The 22,604-nt window shown below is 73.9% G+C and carries 30 protein-coding genes and 1 pseudogene; 21 read left to right on the top strand and 10 right to left on the bottom strand.

The window, feature by feature from the left end; all coding sequences use genetic code 11:
• Nucleotides 1–893, top strand: an 893-nt coding sequence (locus tag VGH76_RS27575) for a molybdopterin dinucleotide binding domain-containing protein (RefSeq protein ID WP_331559964.1), incomplete at its 5' end; no start/stop codon positions are given.
• Between the two features lie 18 nt (nt 894–911).
• Here the strand turns inward: VGH76_RS27575 and VGH76_RS27580 are convergent.
• From VGH76_RS27580 to VGH76_RS27590, 3 genes are all read right to left on the bottom strand, one after another.
• Entirely contained in the window at nt 912–1,679 is a 768-nt protein-coding gene (locus tag VGH76_RS27580; protein WP_331559965.1) for a GAF and ANTAR domain-containing protein, read from the bottom strand.
• Between the two features lie 109 nt (nt 1,680–1,788).
• Nucleotides 1,789–2,301, bottom strand: a complete 513-nt coding sequence (locus tag VGH76_RS27585) for a hypothetical protein (protein ID WP_331559966.1) — start codon at nt 2,299–2,301, stop codon at nt 1,789–1,791.
• A gap of 98 nt (nt 2,302–2,399) precedes the next feature.
• Entirely contained in the window at nt 2,400–2,684 is a 285-nt protein-coding gene (locus VGH76_RS27590) for a hypothetical protein (RefSeq protein WP_331559967.1), read from the bottom strand.
• 111 nt (nt 2,685–2,795) lie between these two features.
• Here VGH76_RS27590 and VGH76_RS27595 point away from each other — a divergent pair, with 111 nt between their 5' ends.
• From VGH76_RS27595 to VGH76_RS27615, 5 genes are all read left to right on the top strand, one after another.
• Entirely contained in the window at nt 2,796–4,235 is a 1,440-nt protein-coding gene (locus tag VGH76_RS27595) for a trehalose-6-phosphate synthase (protein ID WP_331559968.1), read from the top strand.
• 63 nt (nt 4,236–4,298) lie between these two features.
• Nucleotides 4,299–4,421: a hypothetical protein gene (locus tag VGH76_RS27600; RefSeq protein WP_331559969.1), complete on the top strand. Its 123-nt coding sequence runs from the start codon at nt 4,299–4,301 to the stop codon at nt 4,419–4,421.
• A gap of 8 nt (nt 4,422–4,429) precedes the next feature.
• Nucleotides 4,430–5,449, top strand: a complete 1,020-nt coding sequence (locus VGH76_RS27605; RefSeq protein ID WP_331559970.1) for an NAD-dependent formate dehydrogenase — start codon at nt 4,430–4,432, stop codon at nt 5,447–5,449.
• Nucleotides 5,450–5,495: 46 nt separating this feature from the next.
• Nucleotides 5,496–6,677 carry a zinc-dependent alcohol dehydrogenase gene (locus VGH76_RS27610; RefSeq protein ID WP_331559971.1) on the top strand — a complete coding sequence of 394 codons (1,182 nt, stop codon included), beginning with the start codon at nt 5,496–5,498 and terminating at the stop codon, nt 6,675–6,677.
• A 30-nt stretch (nt 6,678–6,707) separates the two neighbouring features.
• A complete protein-coding gene (locus VGH76_RS27615) occupies nt 6,708–7,310 on the top strand; it encodes a hypothetical protein (protein WP_331559972.1) in 603 nt (200 codons plus the stop codon).
• Here the strand turns inward: VGH76_RS27615 and VGH76_RS27620 are convergent.
• Nucleotides 7,291–7,881 carry a hypothetical protein gene (locus tag VGH76_RS27620; RefSeq protein WP_331559973.1) on the bottom strand — a complete coding sequence of 197 codons (591 nt, stop codon included), beginning with the start codon at nt 7,879–7,881 and terminating at the stop codon, nt 7,291–7,293. The genes VGH76_RS27615 and VGH76_RS27620 overlap by 20 nt on opposite strands.
• A gap of 43 nt (nt 7,882–7,924) precedes the next feature.
• Between VGH76_RS27620 and VGH76_RS27625 the strand changes: the two genes are divergently transcribed.
• The 14 genes and pseudogenes from VGH76_RS27625 to VGH76_RS27690 all read left to right on the top strand — a co-directional run bounded on the left by VGH76_RS27625 (nt 7,925) and on the right by VGH76_RS27690 (nt 17,642).
• Nucleotides 7,925–8,779 carry an endonuclease/exonuclease/phosphatase family protein gene (locus tag VGH76_RS27625; protein ID WP_331559974.1) on the top strand — a complete coding sequence of 285 codons (855 nt, stop codon included), beginning with the start codon at nt 7,925–7,927 and terminating at the stop codon, nt 8,777–8,779.
• A gap of 125 nt (nt 8,780–8,904) precedes the next feature.
• On the top strand, nt 8,905–9,120 hold the full coding sequence (locus VGH76_RS27630; protein WP_331559975.1) for a CsbD family protein: 216 nt from the start codon (nt 8,905–8,907) through the stop codon (nt 9,118–9,120).
• 139 nt (nt 9,121–9,259) lie between these two features.
• On the top strand, nt 9,260–10,057 hold the full coding sequence (locus VGH76_RS27635) for an SDR family oxidoreductase (protein ID WP_331559993.1): 798 nt from the start codon (nt 9,260–9,262) through the stop codon (nt 10,055–10,057).
• A gap of 434 nt (nt 10,058–10,491) precedes the next feature.
• On the top strand, nt 10,492–11,508 hold the full coding sequence (locus tag VGH76_RS27640; RefSeq protein WP_331559976.1) for a hypothetical protein: 1,017 nt from the start codon (nt 10,492–10,494) through the stop codon (nt 11,506–11,508).
• Nucleotides 11,505–12,716, top strand: coding sequence for an SRPBCC family protein (locus VGH76_RS27645; RefSeq protein WP_331559977.1), 1,212 nt, complete (start codon nt 11,505–11,507; stop codon nt 12,714–12,716). Before VGH76_RS27640 ends, VGH76_RS27645 begins: the two co-directional genes overlap by 4 nt.
• A gap of 67 nt (nt 12,717–12,783) precedes the next feature.
• The gene (gene gvpJ, locus VGH76_RS27650) at nt 12,784–13,164 is read left to right on the top strand and encodes a gas vesicle protein GvpJ (RefSeq protein ID WP_331559978.1); all 381 of its coding nucleotides are present in this window, start codon (nt 12,784–12,786) and stop codon (nt 13,162–13,164) included.
• On the top strand, nt 13,161–13,979 hold the full coding sequence (locus VGH76_RS27655) for a GvpL/GvpF family gas vesicle protein (RefSeq protein ID WP_331559979.1): 819 nt from the start codon (nt 13,161–13,163) through the stop codon (nt 13,977–13,979). The genes gvpJ and VGH76_RS27655 overlap by 4 nt, the downstream gene beginning before the upstream one ends.
• 2 nt (nt 13,980–13,981) lie before the next feature.
• A complete protein-coding gene (locus VGH76_RS27660; RefSeq protein ID WP_331559980.1) occupies nt 13,982–14,230 on the top strand; it encodes a gas vesicle protein GvpG in 249 nt (82 codons plus the stop codon).
• Complete coding sequence (gene gvpO / locus VGH76_RS27665) at nt 14,227–15,345, top strand: gas vesicle protein GvpO (RefSeq protein WP_331559981.1); 1,119 nt, start codon at nt 14,227–14,229, stop codon at nt 15,343–15,345. Before VGH76_RS27660 ends, gvpO begins: the two co-directional genes overlap by 4 nt.
• Before the next feature lie 79 nt (nt 15,346–15,424).
• Nucleotides 15,425–15,763, top strand: a pseudogene (locus VGH76_RS27670) (gas vesicle protein); the annotation flags it as partial.
• Nucleotides 15,764–15,978: 215 nt separating this feature from the next.
• Complete coding sequence (locus VGH76_RS27675) at nt 15,979–16,746, top strand: GvpL/GvpF family gas vesicle protein (protein ID WP_331559982.1); 768 nt, start codon at nt 15,979–15,981, stop codon at nt 16,744–16,746.
• On the top strand, nt 16,743–16,994 hold the full coding sequence (locus tag VGH76_RS27680) for a gas vesicle protein (protein WP_331559983.1): 252 nt from the start codon (nt 16,743–16,745) through the stop codon (nt 16,992–16,994). Before VGH76_RS27675 ends, VGH76_RS27680 begins: the two co-directional genes overlap by 4 nt.
• On the top strand, nt 16,981–17,271 hold the full coding sequence (locus VGH76_RS27685; RefSeq protein ID WP_331559984.1) for a gas vesicle protein K: 291 nt from the start codon (nt 16,981–16,983) through the stop codon (nt 17,269–17,271). Before VGH76_RS27680 ends, VGH76_RS27685 begins: the two co-directional genes overlap by 14 nt.
• 44 nt (nt 17,272–17,315) lie before the next feature.
• Nucleotides 17,316–17,642: a YrhK family protein gene (locus VGH76_RS27690; protein WP_331559985.1), complete on the top strand. Its 327-nt coding sequence runs from the start codon at nt 17,316–17,318 to the stop codon at nt 17,640–17,642.
• Between the two features lie 17 nt (nt 17,643–17,659).
• Here VGH76_RS27690 and VGH76_RS27695 read toward each other — a convergent pair whose 3' ends face one another.
• From VGH76_RS27695 to VGH76_RS27715, 5 genes are all read right to left on the bottom strand, one after another.
• On the bottom strand, nt 17,660–18,364 hold the full coding sequence (locus VGH76_RS27695; protein ID WP_331559986.1) for a dimethylmenaquinone methyltransferase: 705 nt from the start codon (nt 18,362–18,364) through the stop codon (nt 17,660–17,662).
• A 50-nt stretch (nt 18,365–18,414) separates the two neighbouring features.
• Nucleotides 18,415–18,861: an SRPBCC family protein gene (locus tag VGH76_RS27700; protein WP_331559987.1), complete on the bottom strand. Its 447-nt coding sequence runs from the start codon at nt 18,859–18,861 to the stop codon at nt 18,415–18,417.
• Between the two features lie 30 nt (nt 18,862–18,891).
• Complete coding sequence (locus tag VGH76_RS27705) at nt 18,892–19,224, bottom strand: hypothetical protein (RefSeq protein ID WP_331559988.1); 333 nt, start codon at nt 19,222–19,224, stop codon at nt 18,892–18,894.
• Nucleotides 19,225–19,232: 8 nt separating this feature from the next.
• Nucleotides 19,233–21,014, bottom strand: a complete 1,782-nt coding sequence (locus tag VGH76_RS27710; protein WP_331559989.1) for a family 1 glycosylhydrolase — start codon at nt 21,012–21,014, stop codon at nt 19,233–19,235.
• A gap of 81 nt (nt 21,015–21,095) precedes the next feature.
• Nucleotides 21,096–21,467 (bottom strand): hypothetical protein, encoded by a 372-nt coding sequence (locus tag VGH76_RS27715; RefSeq protein ID WP_331559990.1) that lies wholly within the window; start codon nt 21,465–21,467, stop codon nt 21,096–21,098.
• Between the two features lie 111 nt (nt 21,468–21,578).
• On the opposite strand from VGH76_RS27715, the gene VGH76_RS27720 reads away from it, so the two are divergent.
• On the top strand, nt 21,579–21,716 hold the full coding sequence (locus tag VGH76_RS27720) for a hypothetical protein (RefSeq protein WP_331559991.1): 138 nt from the start codon (nt 21,579–21,581) through the stop codon (nt 21,714–21,716).
• Between the two features lie 6 nt (nt 21,717–21,722).
• Here the strand turns inward: VGH76_RS27720 and VGH76_RS27725 are convergent.
• Nucleotides 21,723–22,604: hypothetical protein (locus VGH76_RS27725; RefSeq protein ID WP_331559992.1), on the bottom strand; the 882-nt coding region annotated here is incomplete at its 5' end.

The following is a 22,604-nucleotide window of genomic DNA, read 5'->3' on the forward strand; positions in this document are numbered from 1 at the left end:
CGTGGCCGATGAACCGGCGCGTGCTCTACAACCGGGCCTCGGCCGACCCCGAGGGCCGGCCGTGGAGCGAGCGCAAGGCCTACGTCTGGTGGGACGAGGACGCGCAGCACTGGACGGGGCACGACGTGCCCGACTTCGAGGAGCACAAGCCGCCGTCCTACCGGCCACCGGAGGACGCGACGGCGCAGGACGCGATCGGCGGGGACGAGCCGTTCATCATGCAGGCCGACGGCCGCGCATGGCTCTACGTCCCCACCGGCCTGGCCGACGGACCGCTCCCGGTGCACTACGAACCGGAGGAGGCGCCGAGCCGCAACGTGCTGCATCCCGGGTCCCGGGCCAACCCGGCCCGGCAGCGTTTCGACCGGCCCGACAACCGCTACAACCCCCCGGACCACGAGCCGGGCTCGGAGGTCTACCCGTTCGCGTTCACGACGTTCCGCGTCGCCGAGCACCACACCGCCGGGGGCATGAGCCGGTGGACGCCCTACCTCGCCGAGCTGGCGCCGGAGATGTTCGTCGAGGTGTCCCCGGGGCTCGCGGCGCTGCGGGGCCTGGAGCACACCGGGTGGGCGACGATCGTCACCGCCCGCTCGGCGATCGAGGCGCGCGTGGTGGTCACCGAACGGATGAAGCCCCTGCACATCGACGGGCGCTCCGTGCACCAGGTGGGCCTGCCGTGGCACTGGGGCCCGAACGGCCTGGTCACCGGGGACGCCGCGAACGAGATCATCGGCATCTCCCTGGACCCCAACGTCCACATCATGGACACGAAGACGGGGACCTGCGACGTCGTCGCGGGCCGGCGGCCGCGGGGGCCGGCGCTGCCGGCGTTCGTCGAGTCCTACCGGCGGCGGGCGGGGATCGGCAACGGCGAGGCCGGCGGCGCGTAGGGCGCGGCGGGACCGGCCCTAGCGGCGGGGCTCGCCGCGGCCCGAGCGCTGCCGGTTCGGCGGCATGACGCGGTCCGGCGCGGCGGCCGTGGCGGCGTCGGCGGCGGCCTGCTCGACGAGCCAGAGCGCGACGTCGACGAGCTTGATGTTGGTGGTCTGCGAGGCCTCGACCAGCATCGCGAACGCGGTGTCGTCATCGACCCCGTCGCGCTGCATGAGGATGCCCTTCGCCCGACCGATGACGTCGCGGGAGGTCACCGCGCGGGCGAGCCCCGCGATGCGCTGCGCCCCGAACAACGCGACGGTGGCCTGCCCCCCGAGCGCCTCCGCCACCGCACGGCCGCGGGGCCCGATGACCGAGCGGCTGTAGAGCGTGAGGACACCCAGGACGCCGTCGTGGGCGGTGAGGGCGAGCGCGAGCACGCCGCGGACGTCGTGGCGGGCGGCGGCCTCGGCCAGGCGGGCCCAGCGGGGGACGGCCGCGAGCTCGGGCACCGCGACGATCCCGGCACCCGCGGCGGCCTCCACCCCGGGACCCTCGCCCGCGGCGGTCTGTGCGGCGTCGAGGTCCGCGGCGACGGGATCGTCGGTGGGCCGCGGGTCGAGGATCCCGCGCGGGGCGAGGGCGAACCCGACGTGGTCGGCGCCGGGGACGGACGCGGCCGAGCGGACGATGCAGCGCACCGTGCGCTCGAGGACGTCGCCGTCGGCGCTCAGGGCGTCGGTCAGACCGGCGGTGCCCGGCTCGAGCACCCCACCGAACTGCTCCACGTCCTGCGCTGCCATCGGCCGCCCCCGGGTGCTCTCACGACTGTCGGGACGTCCGTCTCGCTGGTGAAACGGGACCCCGACACTCTAGGCCACCCCGCGAGGTCCCCCGGACGAACCACCCGTGTCACGGTCGGGGGAGGTCACCACCGCCCGGGTCGGGGTGCTCCAGCTCGGAGAAGGCGCGGGTGAGCCGCCGCTGCTGCTCCACGGTGGGGACCAGCGGCGGCCGGTCGGCGATGGGGACGACCCGGTCGATGTCGCACGGTTCCACCCGGTGCTCCTCGAGCACCCCCGCGGCGACGCGGATGGGCAGGCGCGCGCGGTGGGAGAGCGTCAGCGCGTCGACGACCGGGGTGTCGCGGCCGTCGTCGCCGGGCGGGGCCGGGTCCCCGCCCGACCCGACCGGCGTGACCACGGCGTGCAGGCTCCCGTCGAACCCGGCGACGAGGTCGATGGTGACCTCCCGCTCCGGCGGCAGACCGAGCCAGGGGTCGAGCACGCGCGCGAGGCTCGGGGCGTCGCCCGGTCCCAGGGGTACCGACATCAGGGTGGGGAGGTCACGGTCGTCGGAGAGCACCGCGCACGGCTCGTCGAACAGGGCACGGCGGGCCACGGCGACGAGTCGTACGACGGGCATCGGAGTCCCTCCGATCGCTCGGGTCCGGAGCGCCGTGCGGCCATGCTCCCACGTCCGCAGAGCGTGTCGGATTCCCCGCCGCGAGGCCCTCGGGCGCCTCAGCGCTCGGCGTCGCGGCGCGCCTCCGCCCCGGTCTCCCCGGCGTACCCCTCGTCGAGCCCGGCGGCCCGGCCGACGAAGACGTCGGTGTCCCCGGTGCCGGTGATCGAGCCGGAGTCACCGGGGTGGTCCTCGTGGCCCCCGCCGGTCGCCCGGCTGCTCGGCACCGCCGGGTCCTGGCCGACGTCCTGCTCGGAGGGCTCCTCGGCGACGGGGGCGTCGAGGGGGCCGTCCTCGCCGCGCAGGCGGCGCGCGAGACGGTGCAGGGTGTCGGAGAGCGCCACGGGGGCAGCTCCTCTCGTCGGGTCGGTGTGGGACAGCGGGCCTTTCGCGGATATCCGGTGGCGGGCTGCGTCGAACGTGTCCACCGCGCAGGGTCACGGGTAGCACCAGGCGTGAGCTCCCCGACCGTGGACGTCGTCGTCGTCGCCAACCGCCTGCCCGTGGACCTCGTGACCGGCGACGACGGCGAGCAGCGCTGGCAGGCGGCGCCCGGGGGCCTGGTCACGGCCGTCGCGCCCGCCCTCCGGGGGCGCCGAGCGGCCTGGGTGGGCTGGCCCGGCGTACCCGACGCCGCCCCCGACCCGTTCGCCGACCCCGCGATCGGCGAGGACGTCACCCTGCACCCCGTCCCGCTGTCCACCGACGAGGTCGCGGCCCACTACGAGGGCGCCGCCAACGCGACGCTGTGGCCGCTCTACCACGACCTCATCGCCGCCCCCGTGTACGACCGCGACTGGTGGGAGGTCCACCGCCGGGTCAACGAGCGGTTCGCCGACGCGGCCGCGGCGGTCGCGTCGCCGGGCGCGACGGTGTGGGTGCAGGACTACCAGCTCCAGCTCGTGCCCCGGATGCTGCGCGAGCGCCGACCCGACCTGCGCATCGGCTTCTTCCTGCACATCCCGTTCCCGCCGGTGGAGCTCTTCTTGCAGCTGCCCTGGCGCACGGAGGTCGTCGAGGGCCTCCTCGGGGCCGACCTCGTCGGGTTCCACACCCCGGGCGGGGCCCGCAACTTCCGCTGGCTCGCGCGCCGGCTGTGCGGCGCCGAGATCGACGACGGCCCCATCGGGGTGCGCGAGGCCCCCGGCGAGGTCCGGCTGGCCGGTCGCACCACCCGCGTCGGCGCCTTCCCGATCTCCGTCGAGTCCGCCACCCTGGCGCAGCGCGGCGCCGACCCGGCGACGGCGGAGCGGGCAGCGGAGCTGCGCGCCGAGCTCGGGGACCCGGAGACGGTGCTGCTCGGTGTCGACCGGCTCGACTACACCAAGGGCATCGGCGCGCGCCTCGAGGCGTTCGGCGAGCTGCTCGACGCCGGGCGGCTCGACCCGGCCACGACGGTGCTGGTGCAGGTGGCCACGCCGAGCCGCGAGCGCGTCGACGCCTACCGCCGCACCCGCGACGAGGTCGAGCGCACCGTCGGGCGGCTCAACGGCGACCACGCCGACCTCGGCCGTCCCGTCGTGCACTACCTGCACCGCTCGCTGCCGCCCGCGGAGCTCGCGCCGCTCTACCTCGCGGCGGACGTCATGCTCGTGACGCCGCTGCGCGACGGCATGAACCTGGTGGCCAAGGAGTACGTCGCGACCCGGCCCGACGACAGCGGCGCCCTCGTGCTCTCGGAGTTCACCGGCGCGGCCGAGGAGCTCTCCGACGCCTGGATGATCAATCCCTACGACCTCGACGGGGTGGCGGACGCGATCGCCGAGGCGGCGGCCGCCGTGCGGTCGGGCGACGACGGGGCCCACGCGAGCATGGCGGCCCTGCGCGCCCAGGTCGCCGACCACGACGTCGCGCTCTGGGCGGAGACGTTCCTCGCCGCGCTCGGCGGGGCCTGATCGCGGACGTGTGACGGGCGCCGCTGCCGACGCCCGCGATCGTCCGCGTCCGCAGGAGCACGCATGACCACCGTCGACCCCCCGGCGACGACCCACCCCACCGACCCCAGCAGCCAGAGCGAGGACGGCCGGTCCGGGGACGAGGGCGACCCCGCGGACGTGTCGTGCGCGACCGGCCTCGGGTAGCCGCGCCCATGAAGGTCGTCTACGTGTCCTACCCGCCGTCGCAGAACGGTGACGTCGACGTGCCCGCGAGCGCCGACAACGCCCTCGGGCTGCGCCCCTACCTGGAGGGGCAGGGCCACACGCTGGTCACCACCTCCGACACCGGCGAGGAGCTCGACCGCGAGCTCACCGACGCGGAGGTCCTGATCACGACGCCGTTCTGGCCGGTCTACCTCGACGAGGACCGCCTCAAGAAGGCCGAGAACCTGCGCCTGGTGATCACCGCCGGGATCGGCTCGGACCACACCGACCCCGAGGCCGCGAAGGCGCACGGGGTCACCGTCGCCGAGGTGACCGGCAGCAACGTCGTGAGCGTCGCCGAGCACAACGTGCTCCAGATCCTCGCGCTGGTGCGCAACTTCGTCCCGGCGCACACCGAGGCCCGCGACGGCGGGTGGGACGTCGCGAAGATCGCCGCCGCGTCCCACGACCTCGAGGGCAAGACCGTCGGCATCGTCGGGCTCGGGGCCATCGGCGCGCGCACCGCGCTGCGCCTCAAGGGCTTCGACGTGCGGATGCTCTACTACGCCAACCACCGCCGGTCCGCCGGCGAGGAGGCCTCGCTGGGCGTGCGGTACGCCCGGCTCGACACCCTGGTCGCCGAGTCGGACGTCATCTGCCTCGCGCTGCCGCTCATGGAGGGCAGCCAGGCGCTGTTCGGGCCGGAGCGGCTCAAGGCCATGAAGCCCGGCGCGTGGCTGGTCAACACCGCACGCGGCGCGATCGTCGACCGTGACGCGCTGGTCGAGGTGATCGGGTCCGGCCACCTCGCGGGCTACGCGGGCGACACCTGGTACCCCCAGCCCGCCCCGGCCGACCACCCGTGGCGCTCGCTGCCCGAGGGCTCCGAGGCGATGACCATCCACTGCTCGGGCATGACGCTCGAGGCGCAGGACCGGATCGCCGAGGGCGTGCACGAGATGCTCGCCGCCCACCTCGACGGCCGTCCGGTGCCCGACGACTTCGTCGTGGTCGCCCCCTCGGCCTGAGCCCGCCCGAGCACCCGAACCACGGCATCGAGGAGACGCAGCAGACATGAAGGCACTCACGTGGCAGGCCCCGGGCGACGTCCGCGTCCAGGAGGTTCCGGATCCGACGATCCAGGCACCGACGGACGCGATCGTCCGCATCACCAGCACCGCGATCTGTGGGTCCGACCTGCACCTCTACGAGGTGCTCGGCCCGTTCCTCGACAAGGGTGACGTCCTCGGGCACGAGCCGATGGGGATCGTCGAGGAGGTCGGGTCCGAGACCGGCGATCTGGAGGTCGGCGACCGCGTCGTCATCCCGTTCAACATCTCCTGCGGGCACTGCTGGATGTGCGAGCGCGGGCTCAACGCCCAGTGCGAGACCACCCAGAACCGCGACCAGGGCATGGGCGCCTCGCTCTTCGGCTACACGAAGCTCTACGGCCAGGTGCCGGGCGGGCAGGCCGAGTACCTGCGCGTGCCGCAGGCCCAGTTCGGGCCCATCAAGGTTCCCGAGGGCCCGGCCGACGAGCGCTTCCTCTACCTCTCCGACGTCCTGCCCACGGCCTGGCAGGCCGTGGCGTTCGCCGACATCCCCAAGGGCGGCAGCGTCCTCGTGTTCGGGCTCGGCCCGATCGGGCAGATGTCGGCCCGCATCGCCCACCACCTCGGCTATCGGACGATCGCGGTCGACTCGATTCCCGAGCGCCTGGCCATGGCGCGGCGGCACGGCGCGGAGGTCATCGACTCCAACCGCGTGCAGGACGTCACGACGGCGGTGCGCGACCTGACCGACGGGCGCGGCACCGACTCGGCCATCGACGCCGTCGGGATGGAGGCGCACGGCTCGCCGATCCCGCAGGCCGCGCAGAAGATCGTCAACAAGCTGCCGGACGCGATCGCGGCGCCGCTGATGTCCATCGCCGGCGTCGACCGCACCGCCGCGCTCATCGGCTGCGTCGACGCCGTCCGGCGCGGCGGCGTGGTCTCGCTCTCCGGCGTCTACGGCGGCCAGGCCGACCCGCTGCCCATGCTCAAGATGTTCGACAAGGGCATCCGCATGGCGATGGGGCAGGCCCACGTCAAGCGGTGGATCCCGGACCTCATGCCGCTGGTCACCGACGACTCCGACCCGCTCGGCGTCGAGGACCTCGAGACGCACGTCCTGCCGCTGGACGAGGCCGCGCACGGCTACGACATCTTCCAGCGCAAGGCCGACGGCGCGATCAAGGTCGTGCTGAAGCCGTAGTCCGGGGGAATCGAGGAGGGGGTCGCCGCGATGAGCGTGCTCACGTGGATCACCGACATCGCCCAGGTGATGTCGCCGGTGCTCTACGCGGCGTTCATCGTGGTGATCTACTTCCAGCTGCGGGCGGCGCGCGAGTCGGTCCGCGAAGTGCGCCAGGAGTTCCTGGCCGCCGGACGGCCGGTCGTGGCCGTCCACGACGAGTACGACCACGACTCCGACGGGCTCTCGATCGCGGTGGAGAACGTCGGGCAGGGGCCCGCGAAGCACATCTCCTTCGCGTTCTCCCGCCCGATCGAGAGCTCCGACGGGGTCGTGATCTCGGACCTCCCGCTGTTCACGATCGGGCTCACGTCGCTGGCCCCCGGCGCGCGGCTCACCTGCTACTGGGACGACCTGCACGCCCAGCTCGACCTGCTGAAGCGTCAGGACCTCGCCGGCAGCGACTTCGAGGTGACGGTGCGCTACCTCGACCTCCCCGGCACGTCCTACAGCAACACCTGGGACATCCAGCCGGCGGTCTACGAGGGGCTGCGCGCGCCGCCGCACCCCGAGGCGCACGTGACCGACCAGGCGGGGGAGAGCGCGGGCTCGGAGCCGACCGCGGCGGCGGGCGTCACGGGCCGGGAACGGTGAGCGTCTCCTCGACCGCCGGTCCCGCCGGGACCACCCCGAGCCGGCGCAGCAGGTAGAGGCAGGCGACCGCGACGTCGTTGCCGGCGACCTCGCGGGCCGCGCGTTCCCAGTCGACCTGCTCGCGGACCGCCCGCGCCGCGGGGAGCACGGTGTTGAGGTCGCAGCGCTGCTCGTTGAGCGCGCACAGCTTGCCGACCAGCACGTCGGTGACCTCGCTGACCGGCATCCAGACCGAGAGGACCTCCTTCTCGAGCGCCCGCCCGAGCATCTCGGGGCCCACCGGGTGCCCGCAGACGCGGTGCAGCACGTCCACCATCGCGCCGTCGGTGTACACCTTGAACAGCCAGTCCTCGGGGGGGTGGGCGACGTCGAGCCCGGCGGCGGCGAGGACCTCGGCGGCCTTGCCCGCCGCCTCCTCGGCCACGACGACGTCGACGTCGTGCTCGGGCTCGGGCGCGCCGTAGGCCCACGCGGCGTATCCCCCGGCGAGGGCGAACGGGACGCCGCCCTCGAGGAGCGCGACCGCCACCCGTTTGAGTGCCTCCCGCTGGCCCGCGCGTTCGTCGATCACCGGGGTCCGGTACCCGGCGCGACATTCCGGGAACCCGGGGGCCGTGCGCCTCGTGACGTGGAACGTCCTGCACGGCTGCTCCCCCGACGACGGCCGGGTCGATCTCGACCGCTTCGCCGCGGCCGTCCGCGACCTGGACGCGGACGTGCTCGCCCTCCAGGAGGTCGACCGCGGCCAGGAACGCTCCCGGGAGGCCGACCTCGCCGAGATCGCGGCCGAGGCGATGGGGGCGCGGGACCACCGGTTCGCGGCCGCCCTCGTCGGCCCGCCGGGCGCGTGGTCGGCCGCGCCTGACGAGGACCGCGTCGGCGGGCCCGGCGCGGCCGCCGCGGACGCCACCGCGGCGTTGCCCGCCGCCGCACCCGAGCGGATGGAGGCCCTCGTCGCCCCGACGCCGCGGGAGCCGGCCTACGGCGTGGCCCTGATCTCCCGGCTGCCGGTGCTCGCGTGGCACGCGGTCCGAGTGCCGCCGCTGCCGCGTCCGGTGCCGCTGCTGGTCGGCCGGCCGCTGCGCCCCGTCGTCGTGCACGACGAGCCGCGGGTCGCGGTGGCCGCGCGCGTCACCACGGAGGCGGGACCGGTCACCGTCGCCACCACGCACCTGTCCTTCATCCCCGGCTGGAACCTGGTGCAGCTGCGGCGCCTCGTCCGCGCCCTCGACGGCGAGGTCGGTCCGGGCCCGCTCGTGCTGACCGGCGACCTCAACACCGGGCCGCGACGCGCGCGGTGGGTGAGCGGGATGACCGGGCTCGCCGGCGGCCCCACCTTCCCGGCGCCGCAGCCCCGCGCCCAGCTCGACCACGTGCTGGGACGGAGCGTGCAGGCCCGCGACGGCGAGGTCCGGCGGCTGCCGGTCTCCGACCACCGCGCGCTCGCCGTGACGGTGCGTCCGGCGTAGCGCCGTTCCCCGGGCGACCCGTTCCGGTGACGGTGCGGGCCAGACGGACGTGTCCGCGCGTCGCCGCGTCGGGTAGCCGCCGGTCCGGCACCGGAAGTCACCCGTCGAGAGGAGCCGTGCCCGAGATGGCCGAGAACACGCGCAACGACGACACGAACGCCGAGGACCTCAAGGGCCGGGTGAAGGAGGCCGTGGGCGCCGTGACCGGCGCCGACTCCGTCGCCCGCGAGGGCCAGGCCCAGCAGAGCAAGGCGAGTGCCGAGGACAAGGCCCGCCAGAAGGAGGAGGAGGCGCGCCAGGCCCGCAACGAGGCCGAGCGCGAGTCCGCCAAGGAGAAGTAGGCCCCGTCGTTCCCGGCCGACCGGGCCGCCCGGACCTCCGGGCGGCCCGGTCGCGGCACGTCCCGCACCACCCTGGAGGTTCCCCGTGACCGAGCAGCCGCCCCCGCAGACCCAGACCTATCCCGGCAGCACCGGGCACATGGACCCGGAGCCCCGGGACGAGATGGTCGGCTACGTCGGGCGCGACCTGCTCGCCGGGCGCCGGGCGCTCATCACCGGTGGCGACTCCGGGATCGGGCGCGCGGTCGCGGTCGCGTTCGCCGAGGAGGGCGCCGACGTGGCGCTGAGCTACCTCGACGAGGACGACGACGCGAACCACACCCGCAAGCTCGTCGAGCAGCGCGGGCGTCGCTGCGTGCTGCTACCCGGTGACGTCGCCGACCGCGACCACTGCAAGCGCATGGTCGACCGGGCCGCCGACGAGCTCGGCGGCCTCGACCTGCTCGTCAACAACGCGGCCACCCAGAAGCCGGTCACCGACCTCGAGGACCTCTCCGACGAGCAGTGGGACCGCACCCTGACGGTGAACCTGCACAGCATGTTCTGGATCACCAAGCAGGCCTTGCGCCACCTCGGTGAGGGCTCGTCGATCATCAACACCGGCTCGGTCAACGGGCTGCGCGGCAACAAGTCGCTCATCGACTACTCGGCGGCCAAGGGGGGCGTGCACGCGCTGACCTACTCGCTGTCGCAGAACCTGCTCCCGCGCGGCATCCGCGTGAACGCCGTGGCGCCCGGCCCGGTCTGGACGCCGCTGATCCCGGCGACGATGCCGGAGGACAAGGTCGACTCGTTCGGCGCACAGGCGCCGATCGGCCGCGTCGCCGACCCGGACGAGATCGCGCCGTCGTTCGTCTTCTTCGCCTCGGACCGGCTGTCCTCGTACTACAGCGGCGAGGTCCTCGCCCCCCTCGGCGGGGAGACCCTCCCGGGCTGACCTCACCCGCGACGACCGCCCCACGGCGCCGGCTGGAGCATCTCCGACGTGCTCGCCGGCGCCGTCGTGCGTTGACGCCCGCCCGTACTGAGACGCAACCTTGTGATCTGGTTCACCCACACGGTCCAGATCATCGCGGCATTCGGCCGCTCCTTCTGTGCACTTTCCGGACGTTTCTCGGGCAGCGCTCGGCACAATTTTCTCGGCTCGATCGGGTCAGTTGTGCCCGGGCATACGATCATGTCGCTGGTCGGCGGGTCGCACGCGGATGATCATTCGTGATCAAGGCGTTCTCGATCGACGCGGAAAAGTTACGGACCTCTGTTTGCGGTGGATTCCGGCCAGGGAAAGACCAGGTCAACGCACGGGCGCGGTCCGTGTCGCGAGGCTTCCCGGGCTGGGTGGCCGAAGACCAGGAAGCGGGGTAGCGCCTCATGGGCGGTGCGAAACTGGCCCTCGCCGTCGTCGGCGGATATCTGCTGGGACGCACGAAGAAGATGAAACTGGCGATCATGCTCGGTGGCGCGCTCGCGGGAACGAAGATCCCGACCGACCCCGCCGCGCTGCTGGGGCAGGCGACGAAGCTCGTGAACGCCTCGCCGGAGCTCCAGCGTCTCGACGCCGCGGTGCGTGGTCGGCTGATGGAGGCAGGCAAGGACGCCGCGATCGCGGTCGCCAGCTCGCGGATGGAGTCGCTGACCGACTCGCTCGTCGACCGGGTGGAGAACTTCGGCAAGCCCGCCGCGGGTGCGGCGAACATGGCCGGTGAGGCCGCCGGGACCGCGGGCGAGACCGTGGGCAAGGCCGGCACCGCCGCGGGCGGCGCCGCGACCTCCACGGTCGGGGCCGCCGGCCGCACCGTCGGCGGCGCGACCCGCGGGGTGCGCAGCAAGGTCGGCCGCGGGCGCAGGCAGCGTGAGCCGGAGCCCGAGGCCCCCGAGGAGAGCGGCGACGAGGGCGACCTCGAGGAGCCCCTCGGGGACGACGCGGCGCTCGTGGACGACGCCGACGACGTCGACGAGGTCGACGCCGAAGACGGTGGCGCGGACGAGACGTCCTCGTCGAGCGGCGGCTCCCGCCGATCCGGCAACGGGTCGACCCGGAGCAGCACGACGTCGCGGTCCTCCGGGCGCAACGGCTCCGGCAGCTCCGCGCCGACCGACCAGGAGCGGCCGCGGCGCGCCCGTCGGGCCACGAGCAGCAGCTCGGGTGGCTCGTCCGGCTCGTCGAGCTCGGGCGCGAACAGCACGGCCTCCGGCTCGGGCTCGGGCGGGCGCTCGACCACGAAGCGGGCGAGCTCCGGCTCCGGTTCGCGGTCGACCTCGTCGTCCTCGGGCGGGCGGAGCAAGGCCTCTCAGTCGGGCTCCGGGTCGTCCGGCCGGACCCGCTCGTCGTCGGGCACGTCCACGCGACGCAGCGGCACCACCAGGAAGGCGGGTGACGGAGCGTGACGCAGACCGCACAGTCCTCCTCCCCTCTCGACGCCCTGCCCGTCGACCGCCTCAAGGAGGCCGGGCAGGACCTCCTCAAGACCCTCATCGACCGCGCCGTGAGCGCGGCGCTCGACCAGGTCGACGGGCTCACCGACCGGCTCGGGGACGTCGCCGAGAACGGCGGCCAGGGCCTCTCGAGTGCGCTCACCGGGGGCGGCGAGGGCGGCAGCCCCCTCGGCGGGGCCCTGTCCTCCGGCGCCTCGGCGCTCAAGGACAAGGTCACCGGCGCCCTCGGCAACGTCATCCCCGGCATGGGTGGCGGTGACGACGACGAGGACTCCGACGAGGCGGGCGGCGGCGGAGGGGGCGGGGGCGGCAACAAGAGCGCCCGCGGCAAGTTCAAGTTCCTCAACATCTTCGAGATCCAGGACGTCGGGGTGCCGCTGCGGCTGGCCTACGACCAGTGGACGCAGTTCGCTGATTTCCCGAGCTTCATGAAGAAGGTCGAGAACGTCGACCAGAGCTCCGACGAGAAGGTGACGTGGAAGGCGCAGGTCTTCTTGTCGCACCGCACGTGGGACACCACGATCGTCGAGCAGATTCCCGACTCGCACATCCTGTGGACGTCGTCGGGCGCCAAGGGTCACGCCTCGGGAATCGTCACCTTCAGCGAATTGGCCCCGAACCTCACCCGGATCGTGCTCATCCTGGAGTACTACCCGCAGGGATTCTTCGAGAAGACCGGGAACCTCTGGCGGGCGGTCGGGCGGCGCGCCCGGCTCGAGTTCAAGCACTTCTGCCGCCACGTGATGATGGATTCGCTGGTCCACCGCGACGAGATCGTCGGGTGGCGCGGGGAGATCCGTGACAGCGAGGTCGTCCGCACCCACGAGGAGGCCCTTGAGGAGGAGCAGGCCGCCGAGGAGGGCGGCTACGACGACGAGGACGGCTACGACGAGGAGGCCGCCGAGGACGAGGCGGGCTACGACGACGAGTTCGACGAGGACGAGGAGCCGGTCGCCGAGGACGACGTCGACGACGAGGACGTCGAGGAGCCGTTCGAGGACGAGGAGGGCGCGGAGGACGTCGACGACCTCGAGGAGGACGTCGAGGACGAGGACGAGAACGAGGCCGCCGGGGACGCCGAGGACGCGGGCGAATCCGACGGTTCGAACGGACGACCGGCCCGGAGGCGGGCGCGCCGAGCAGAGCGCGCGAACGCCTGATGTCACGGCTCCGCCCCGGGCACGCACGCGTGCCCGGGGCTCGGGGTCGCTTCACGGAGGAGGCGGTGTGACCGTCAGTCAACGGCAAGGCGGCGGGGTCCAGAAGGACCCCCAGGGCGGGCTGGCCGAGGTTCTGGACCTGATCCTCGACAAGGGCCTCGTCATCGACGCGTTCGTCAAGGTGTCGCTGGTCGGCATCGAGATCCTGACCATCGACGCCCGCATCGTGGTGGCGAGCGTCGACACGTACCTCCGCTTCGCGGAGGCGACCAACCGGCTCGACCTGCACGCCAAGGGCGGCAAGGATCTCGGCCAGGTGGTCGGCGGGATGACCGAGGGCGCCACCCAGGGCGGTGCGAAGGGCAAGACCAAGGGCGTCCTGGACGCGGGCAAGGAGAAGTGGGACGAGGTCCGCGGCGAGCGGCAGAGCGCGAAGAGGGAACGATGAGCGCGGAGACCACGGAGTCCACGGAGGAGACCCAGCCCGAGAACATCGGGTCGTACGTGTACGGCATCCTGCGGTCGGGTCAGCGCATCCCCGAGGGCCTCGAGCCGGTCCCGCCGGGGTCCGAGGACGCCGAGCACGGGCTCGGGCTGGTCAGCGCCGGCCCGATCGCGGCGGTGGTCAGCGACATCTCCACCGACCGGCCGCTCGGGAAACGGGAGGACCTGCTCGCGCACGAGCGGGTGCTCAACGCGATCGCGGCCGAGACCCCGATCCTCCCGATGCGCTTCGGCGCCGTCGTGAGTGACGACGACGCGGTCCGCGAGGAACTGCTCGATCCGCACCAGGACTACTTCGCGCGCGCTCTCGACGAGATCGCGGACTACGTGGAGTTCTCCCTGCGCGGGGACTACGAGCAGGACGTCGTGCTCGGCCGGATCGTGGAGGAGAACCCGGCGATCCAGGATCTGCGCGAGCGCATCCGCGGGGTCGACGAGGACGCCTCCTACTACGACCGCATCAAGCTGGGCGAGGCCATCTCGCAGGCCGTGGACACGTTGCGCGAGAACGACGCGAACGCCGTCCTCGACGCTCTCGAGCGGTACGCACGGGCCACCGTCGTGAAGGAGGTGGGCGGCGAGAACGGGGCGGTGCACGTCGCGTTCCTGGTCCGGCGCGACCACCGGACCGACTTCGAACGCGCCGTCGACGACCTCGGCGACGCCTGGTCGGGACGGGTCGACCTCCGCCTGCTCGGCCCCACCGCGTGCTTCGACTTCCTGCCCGAGTACGAGGCGCCGGACGAGGAGGGCGGCTGAGCGTGGGGCTGTTCAGCGAACTGCTGCTGCTGCCGCTGGCCCCGGTCCGCGGCGTGGTGTGGGTGGCCGAGAAGATCGAGGACCAGGTCGACCACCAGATGAACGACCCGGCGGTCATCCGCGCCCAGATCGACGACCTCGACGCCCAGTACGACCGCGGCGAGATCTCCGAGGAGGAGCGCGACGCCCAGCAGGACGAGCTCCTCGCGCGCCTCACCGGCCGGGAGTCCGGTGGGGGAGGGTCGCCGTGACCCCCTCCGGTCGACGCGACCCGCTCGCCGACTCCGACCGGCGGCGTCGCAACGGCTCCCGGACGAACGGCGCACGCCGCACCAACGGCGTGCGCCGCTCCGACGAGGAGCCGTCGCGGCGCGACCCCGACGACGAGCGCGAGCCTGCGGCCGCCGGCGACGACACGGCCGAGGAGCGGCCGCGTCGTCGCCGCGCCGCGGCGTCGGAGGAGGGTTCCCCACGGCGCCGGCGCGGCTCCCGCGCGCCCGTCGCCGAGCGGGAGCCCGAGGACGACCTCGAGTCCGAGGACGACCACGACGACGAGCCGGAGCCCGCCACGACGGATCAGGAGCGCCCGCGTCGTCGTCGCCGTGAGGGCTCGTCGCAGTCGACCCGGCGTGCTTCACGCTCCCGGGACGACGAGCCCGAGCCGGGACCCGGAGCCGACGACGAGTTCGAGGACGACCTCGAGTTCGAGGACGAGCCGGAGCCCGACGAGGAGCCGGAGCCCGCCACGAGGGACCAGGAGCGCCCGCGTCGACGGCGCCGGTCCTCCGGCGACGGCGGGTCCCGGTCCGCCACGCGTGCCGCCGACCCGGAGCCCGAGCCGGACGAGGAGCCCGAGCCGGAACCCGAGGACGAGCCCGAACCGCCGCGGCGCGCCGAGACCGATCAGGAGCGGCCGCGTCGTCGTCGTGCACCGAGCGGGGACGGCTCGCCCCGCCGGGCGTCCCGCGCGCGCACCGAGGACCCGGAGCCCGAGCCGGACGAACCGGAACCCGAGGACGAGTTCGAGGACGAGCCGGAACCCGTGCCGGAGCCCGAGCCCGAGCCGGAACCCGAGCCCGAGCCGGAGCCCGAGCCGGCGCCCCCGAAGAAGATGACGGCCCGGGCCATCGCGCGGGCGGCCGCCGAGCAGGTCATGGAGATGACCGGCAAGGAGAGCGAGAGCGTGACCTCCGTCCACAAGTCGCAGGACGGCTGGACGGTCGGGCTCGAGGTCGTCGAGAGCCGCCGCATCCCCGACTCGACCGACCTGCTCGCGAGCTACGAGGTCGAGATGGACGCCGACGGCGACCTCATCAGCTACCGCCGGACCCGGCGCTACAACCGTGGGCGCGGCGACGACGAGTGACGCTCCCCGTCTCCCGCGTCCCCGCACACCCCGGACGGACGGAGAACCCATGAGTGACCCGGTCCGCTGGACCGGCTCGATGCCCGCGACCCGCCAGCAGCAGCAGGGCTCGGCGCCCCAGCCACGCAACAGCGGGACCGACCTCGCCGACATCCTCGAACGGGTCCTCGACAAGGGCATCGTCATCGCCGGCGACATCCAGATCAACCTGCTCGACATCGAGCTGCTGACGATCAAGCTGCGGCTCGTCGTCGCGTCGGTCGACCGCGCGAAGGAGATGGGGATCGACTGGTGGGAGCGCGATCCCACCCTGTCCTCGGGGCACCAGGAGCTCGAGGAGGAGAACCGTCGGCTGCGCGAGCGCCTCGAGGCCCTGGAGCGCCGGGGACTGCCCGGGGCCGGGGACGAGGAGGAGGCGGAGCTCGACCCGGTCGACGAGGAGGCCGAGCCCCTCGACGACGAGGTCGAGTACGCCGAGCTCCACGACGAGCCCGAGCCGGACGACGCCGAGCCCGAGGCGGAGACCGCGGGCCGCGGGAACGGCGACCGCTCCCGTCGATCCGCCCCGCGCCGCCGTCCCGCCCAGCGCCCGGGGGGTCGGGGCACGGAGGGCCGGGGCACGGAGGGCCGGCGATGAGCGATGCGCTGAGCTACGTCTACGCGGTCGGGCGGGACCTCACCGACGCCGACCTCGTCGACCTCGCGGGCGCGGGCATCGGCGAGGGGGACCCGCGGCTCGTCGTCGCCGGGGGTCTGCAGGCCGTGGTCAGCGACGTCCCGCGCGACGAGTTCGAGGCACTGTCCCTCGACGACCGGCTCGAGGACCTCGGCTGGCTCGCCGCGACAGCGCGCGCGCACCACCACGTCGTCGACACCGTCGGCGGTCGTCGCACGATCGCGCCGCTCTCGCTGGCCACCGTCTACTTCGACGACGACCGGGTGCGTGGGCTGCTCGCCGACGGCGTGGCCGCGTTCACCGCGGTGCTGGACCGGCTGGACGGCCGCTCCGAGTGGGGCGTGAAGGTCTCGATGCGCTCCGGGGGCGAGCGTGGGGACATCCCGGCGGAACGCCCGAAGACGGGCGCGGAGTACCTCCGTGCCCGACGGCAGGCGCTGCGTGAGGGCGACCAGGCGGTGTCGCGGGCCGAGGCCGACGCCGAGGAGCTCGACGAGGCGGTGCGGGGGGTCGCGGTCGCCGCGCGACGGCACCGTCCCCAGGAGCAGTCGCTCACCGGACGTCCGGAGCGCATGGTCCTCAACGGCGCCTACCTCGTCGACACCACCGCGGCCGACGCGCTCACCTCGCTCGTCGCTTCCTGGGCGGACCACCCGCGCGTGCGGGTCGAGCTCACGGGGCCGTGGGTGCCCTACTCGTTCGCCGCGCTGGAGGGCGCGTCGTGACGGGCGCCGAGGTCCAGCCGGCCCCGCTCGAGCCACGCTCGACGTCGCTCTTCGGCGATCGCGAGGTGGCGCTGGTCGACCTGCTCGACCGGCTCCTCGCGGGCGGGGTGGTGCTCACCGGCGACATCACGATCTCGCTCGCCGGGGTCGACCTGGTGCGGGTGTCGCTGCGGGCTCTCGTCACCTCGATCGCGCCTGCCCCGGCGCCCGGCGAGCTCGCCGGACAGGAGCGCGATGGCCTCCGATGACCCGTCACGGGTGGAGATCGACAAGGACGCCGTCCGGCGCGACCTCATGAAGCTCGTCCTCACCATCGTCGAGCTGTTGCGCCAGCTCATGGAGCGCCAGGCCATCCGGCGCGTCGAGAACGGCGATGTCACCGAGCAGCAGGAGGAGGACCTCGGCACCGCGCTCATGCACCTGCAGGAGGCGATGGACGAGCTCACCGAGCAGTTCGGGCTCACCCAGGACGACCTCAACCTCGATCTCGGTCCCCTCGGGCCGCTGCTGCCGCGCAACCGCTGACGTTCGCGTGTGCGATCCGTCCGGTTTCGGGTAGCAGGCGCGCCATGAGCGAGGTGACCACCACCGATGACCAGGACGACGGCCCCGAGGAGGGTGGCGGCGGTGCCGTCACGCTGACCCTCGGCGACCAGGAGATCGTCCTCCGGCAGCGCTACGAGCTGATCAGCATCGCCAACGAGATCGGCATCGCACTGGCCTTCACCGTGGGTAGCGTGGCCTTCTACTGGGAGTCGCTCTTCAACCTCGGGGTGACGCTGTTCGTCGTCGGCAGCGTCATGCTCGGCGTCCGCCCGGCGATCCGCCTGAGCCGCCGCGTCCAGCTGCGCCGGGTCACACAGGGCATGCCGCACGAGATCGCCCGCGACTTCTGACGGCGCCGGGTGCCGGCTCAGGGCAGCTCTGCGCCGGCGTCCTGGCGCTTGCGCGCGATGACGTCGTCGATCCCGAGGGCGGCCGCGAGCGTCGCCCCGCCCCGGATCGTCTCCAGCCACGCGGTCTCGCGTTCGTCGACGGCGCGAGCGAGCGCGGCGACCTCGTCGAGGTGCTCGCGGGAAACGACGACGACGCCGCTCGCGTCGCCGCGCACCACGTCGCCGGGCCGGACCAGCACCCCGCCGACCTGGACCGTCACGTTGATCGCGCCGGGACCGTCGTTGGAGCCGGTCGCGGGGTGGGCGCCGCGGGCGAAAGTCGGCGTCCCGACTTCGTCGATCCCGTCGACGTCGCGGATCGCCCCGTCGACGAGGGTCCCGACGACGCCGGCCCGGCTCAGCACGCCGGAGACGATGTCGCCGAGCACCGCGGCGTCGGTGCGCCCGCCGCCGTCGACGACGAGCACGTCGCCGGGGCGGGCGAGGTCGGGGGCCTTGAGCACGTAGAGGATGTCGCCGGGCTTCGTCCACACCGTGAGCGCGGGGCCGCAGAACTCGCCGCCGCCGGCGACCCGGGCGATCTCGGGACCGACCACCGCAACGGGCCCGCCGCAGTCCGCGAGCTGCGTGGTGGGCAGGGCGGCGATCGCGGCGACGGCGGCCGGGTCCGGGCGGTGGTCATCGGTCACGATGGCCCACTGCTGCGGGTGCGACTTGCTCATGACCGTCTCCGGTTCTCCCGAGGGCAGGGCACGTGGAGCCTGCCAGGCGGTCAGACGTGCCGCCGGTGCTCGGCGATGTCGGCGAGTCGGCTGAGGCACTCGGCGTTGCGCGGCCGCACCGCCGGGGCCTGCGCCCAGTCCGGGATCCAGCGCCAGGGCCGGTCGGCTGCCGCCTCCCACATCCGCACGTGACAGCTGTCGGGGCCCCGCGCTTGGAGGGTCAGCCGCACGTGCGCGGTGCCGGCCGGCCACGCCCGGGCCAGCAGCTCGAGGCGCCGGCCGGGGTCGACGTCGAGGACCTCGGTGTGGTCGCGCAGCTGGAAGGGCCATACCCCGACACTGTGGTGCAGGCGGGAGCCGACCGCCGGCCAGTCCGCGTCGACGTCCCGCATGTGCGTCGCGCCCACCACCCACAGCGGGTAGAACCAGCCGTCGGCGAGCACCTCCCACACCGACTCCGCGTCCTTGTGCATGTCACGACCCACCTCGGGCTCCACGACGACCTCCTCCTCCCGGTGCGGCCCGGCTCAGCCCCGCGGCCGCGCGATCAGTCGGTGCGCGGCCTTGACCTGGTCGGGGAGCACCCCGGCGGTCGCGGCCTGCGCCTGGACCAGCGGCGAGCCGCCGACGACGGCGGTCCGGCCGGCCACCAGCGCGTCGTAGCCCTGGCGGGCGATCTTCGCCGGATCGTCCTTCGGCATCCGGCCCATGATGCTCTCCGAGAGGCTCCCCGCCCGGCGGAAGAAGTCGGTCGCGGTCGGGCCGGGCATCAGGGACGTCAGCGAGACCCCGGTGCCCAGCTCGGCGCCGACGCCCTGGGAGGCGCCCGTGACCAGGGCGAGAGGTCGGTCGTCGCTCATCGGCGCAGCTACCCGGTAGGCGGGCCGTCGCCAAACGCGGGTCTGGGCGCGGCGCCTCGCAGCGGCGCGAGGTCCCCGGCGCGGGCCACCTCGCCGAACAGTTCCGCACTGCGGCGGGGGATGCGGCGGAACCCGTCGGCGCGGTCCACCTCGACCAGCCCGAACGTCGGCGCGTACCCGCGGGCCCACTCGAAGTTGTCGAACGAGGACCAGTAGAGGTAGCCGCGGACGTCGACCCCCTCGGCCAGCTTCCGCTCCACCTGGCCGAGGTGGCTCGCCAGGTAGCGCACGCGCTGGTCGTCGTCGGCGGTCGCGATGCCGTTCTCGGTCACGACGACGGGCAGCCCGGTGTCCGCGACCCGGCGCAGCATCGTGCCGAACCCGTCGGGGAACACCTCCCAGCCCATCAGCGTGGTCTCCGCGCCGGCCGGGGGCGGCGCGGTGTCGAGCTCGCCGCCCGAGGCGTCCATCCGGGTCCGCGTGTAGTACTGCAGCCCGACCCAGTCGCCGACGTCGCCGCCCGCCCGCAGGTCCTCGACGTGGTGGTCCACCATGACCGCGCGGGCCATCGCGGCCGCGCCCTCGTCGGCCTCGTCGCCGGGCCGCAGCGGCTCGAGGTAGGGCAGGTGCAGGCAGGTACCGATCCGCGGCGCCCCGCGGCCCGCCCGCAGCGCGGCGACGGCCGTCCGGTGCGCCTGGCCGAGCGTCGCGTTGACGGCGACCGCCTCGCCGACGTCGCGATGGCCGGGCGGGAACTCTCCGTTGAGGTAGCTCCCGAGCGCGACGATCTGCGGCTCGTTGATCGTGCAGGCGTAGGGGATGCGGTCCCCGAGGGTCGTGGACACCCGCTCGACGAAGCGCCCGAAGATCTCGAGGGCGTCGTCGGCGAGCCACCCGCCCCGCGCCGCGAACCAGCGCGGCAGGGTGAAGTGGTACAGCGTCACGAACCCGGTCAGCCCGTGGTCGGCGAGGCTGTCGAGCACCCGGGCGTAGTGGTCGAGCGCGACCCGGGAGAACTCGCCCGGTGCCGGTTCGATGCGTGACCACTCCAGCGAGAGCCGGTGCGCGTTCTGCCCGAGCGAGGCGAGCAGGGCGAAGTCCTCGTCGTACCGGTGGAGGTGGTCGATCGCGTCGCCGGAGGACTCGACCGCGGGGGACGCGGGGTCGTGCTCCCAGTCCCACCAGTCGTTGTGGTGGTTGCCCCCCTCGACCTGGTGCGCGGCGGTGCTGCTGCCCCACAGGAAGTCGCTCGGGAAGCCGGGCATCGCGCTCCTCTCGAAGGGCCCGCCGTCGGGTCGCGCCGGGCGCGACGGCGATCCTCTCGCCGCCGCGCCCGACGTCGCGAGCCGGGTCAGGCCGCCTGGTCGTGCTCGGCGAGCTGCCAGGGTCGGTTGTGGCGGGGTTTTTCGTCGGGGGCCGATGTGGGCGGGTGGGGTGAACCAGGGCAGGCCGTCGTTCATGTGGATCTGCCAGGTGCTGTGGTGGATCAGGTGGTGGTAGCTGCAGAGCAGCACGGTGTTGGCGAGGTCGGTGGGCCCGCCGTCGGCCCAATGGGTGATGTGGTGGACCTGGCAGCGGCGGGCGCGGCGGCGGCAGCCGGGGTGGGCGCAGTGGCGGTCTCGGTCCCGCTGGCCGGCGTCGAGCTCGGCGTCGATCTCGGCGCTGAGCGCGTCGTCGATCCAGCCCCCGCACCCGTCGTCGGGCTCCCGGCCCGCGGCGTCGAACCCGGCCAGCTCCGCCTCGAGCACCCCCTCGGGCCACTCGGGCAGATCCTCGGCCGGCGCGCTCACCCACTCAGCATCGAACACGTGTTCGGACAGCGGAAGCGGACGAGCAGCCCAATCTGCCGAGCAAACGACAGACAGCGCAGGTCAGCGCACCGGACGCAGGTGCCGCTGGGCGCGGTGCTTCGGCCCGCGGGAGGAGTGCCCCTCCGGGCTCCCGACGGCGGGCAGGGCCGGGCCCGCCGCCCGCTCGGGCACACCGAGGTCGTCACGGCGGCGCCGGATGGCCTCGGCGAGCTCCTCCGCGAGGGTCGTCACGTCGTCCGGGCCGGTGTCCCCGGTCGCCACCTCGACGGCGCCGGGGAGGGCGTCGGCCAGGGAGGCCAGCTCGTCGAGCAGGTCGACCGCCCAGCGCCGTCGCAGCGTGGGGTCGGCGAGGAGGGGACCGGAGCGCTCGAGCTCACGGAGGGCATCGGTCGCGGTGCGGGCCTGGGCGACGGCCGGGTCGTCGAACGTCACACCCGTGATCCTGGCCCATCACCGCCGGCCGCGCCGCGCCGGGGTTGGCGGGGTGCCGGAACGGTCAATCCCCGCGCTTCCCACCGACGAGCTTCGACGAGGAGGCCGGAGATGACGAGCCCGGGCAACGCCGACGAGGACCCCGACGACCGGCCGCTGGACACTGTCCCCGCGGACCAGGACCCGCAGGACGACCGGAAGGCGGCCGATCCCACCCCCGACGATCACACCACCACGGACCGCGGCTGACCGCCCTCAGCGGGCGGGTTCCGCGGTCGCGGTGTCCTCCGAGACGTCGCCGAACCGGGCCAGGGTGAGCGCCCCGATGATCGTCACGAGGAACCCGACGAGGGCCAGGGCGCCCGAGGTCACCTCGTCACCCAGCACGATCAGCCCGATGAGCCCGGGGAACACGGTCTGCCCGACGACGGTGCCCGCGGTCGCGGCCGTCACCGACTCGCGCTGCAGCGCCGTCGCGTAGAAGAGGAACGCGAGGAAGCCGGCGGTGGGGAGCACGTACGTCGCCGGGTCGGTGGCCAGCGCGGCGACCGACGACGTGTCGACGACGCGGCTCGCGAGGCTCGTCAGCCCGAAGCCGCAGCCGGCCAGGAACCCCAGCGTCGCGCCGGCGGTGTGCCGTGGAAGCCGGCCGGCGAAGCTGCCCGCGACGGCGAGCACTCCGACCGCGACCAGCATGAGGACGTGCAGCAGCGTGTCCCCGCGGGAGGGCCCCTGGTGCCCGGAGAACAGTCCGAGCAGCACCAGCCCGGCGCACACCGCCACCACTGCGACCTTCTCGATCCGCCCCAGGTGGGTGCCCAGCACCCGCCACGCGACCAGGGCCGTGACCGCGAGGTTGGCCGAGGTGGCGGCTTGGACGAGGAACACCGGACTGACGCGCAGCGCGGTGAAGGTGGCGGCGAAGCTCGCGAGGTCGAGCACGAGGCCGACCCAGAACCGCCACTGCCGGACCAGGTCGAGGAGCAGGTGCAGGTGCACGCCCCGCCCGACGTCGGGCACGGCGCGCGCCGCGAGGGCCTGCATCACCGCCGCGACCCCGGAGCACAGCGCCCCCAGCAGCGCGACGAGGACGCCCCACCACACCCCGACCACCTCCTGGGCTCGCGGGCACGAGTG

The sequence above is a fragment of the Actinomycetospora sp. genome, from assembly GCF_036497585.1.
Classification (GTDB): Bacteria; Actinomycetota; Actinomycetes; order Mycobacteriales; family Pseudonocardiaceae; genus Actinomycetospora.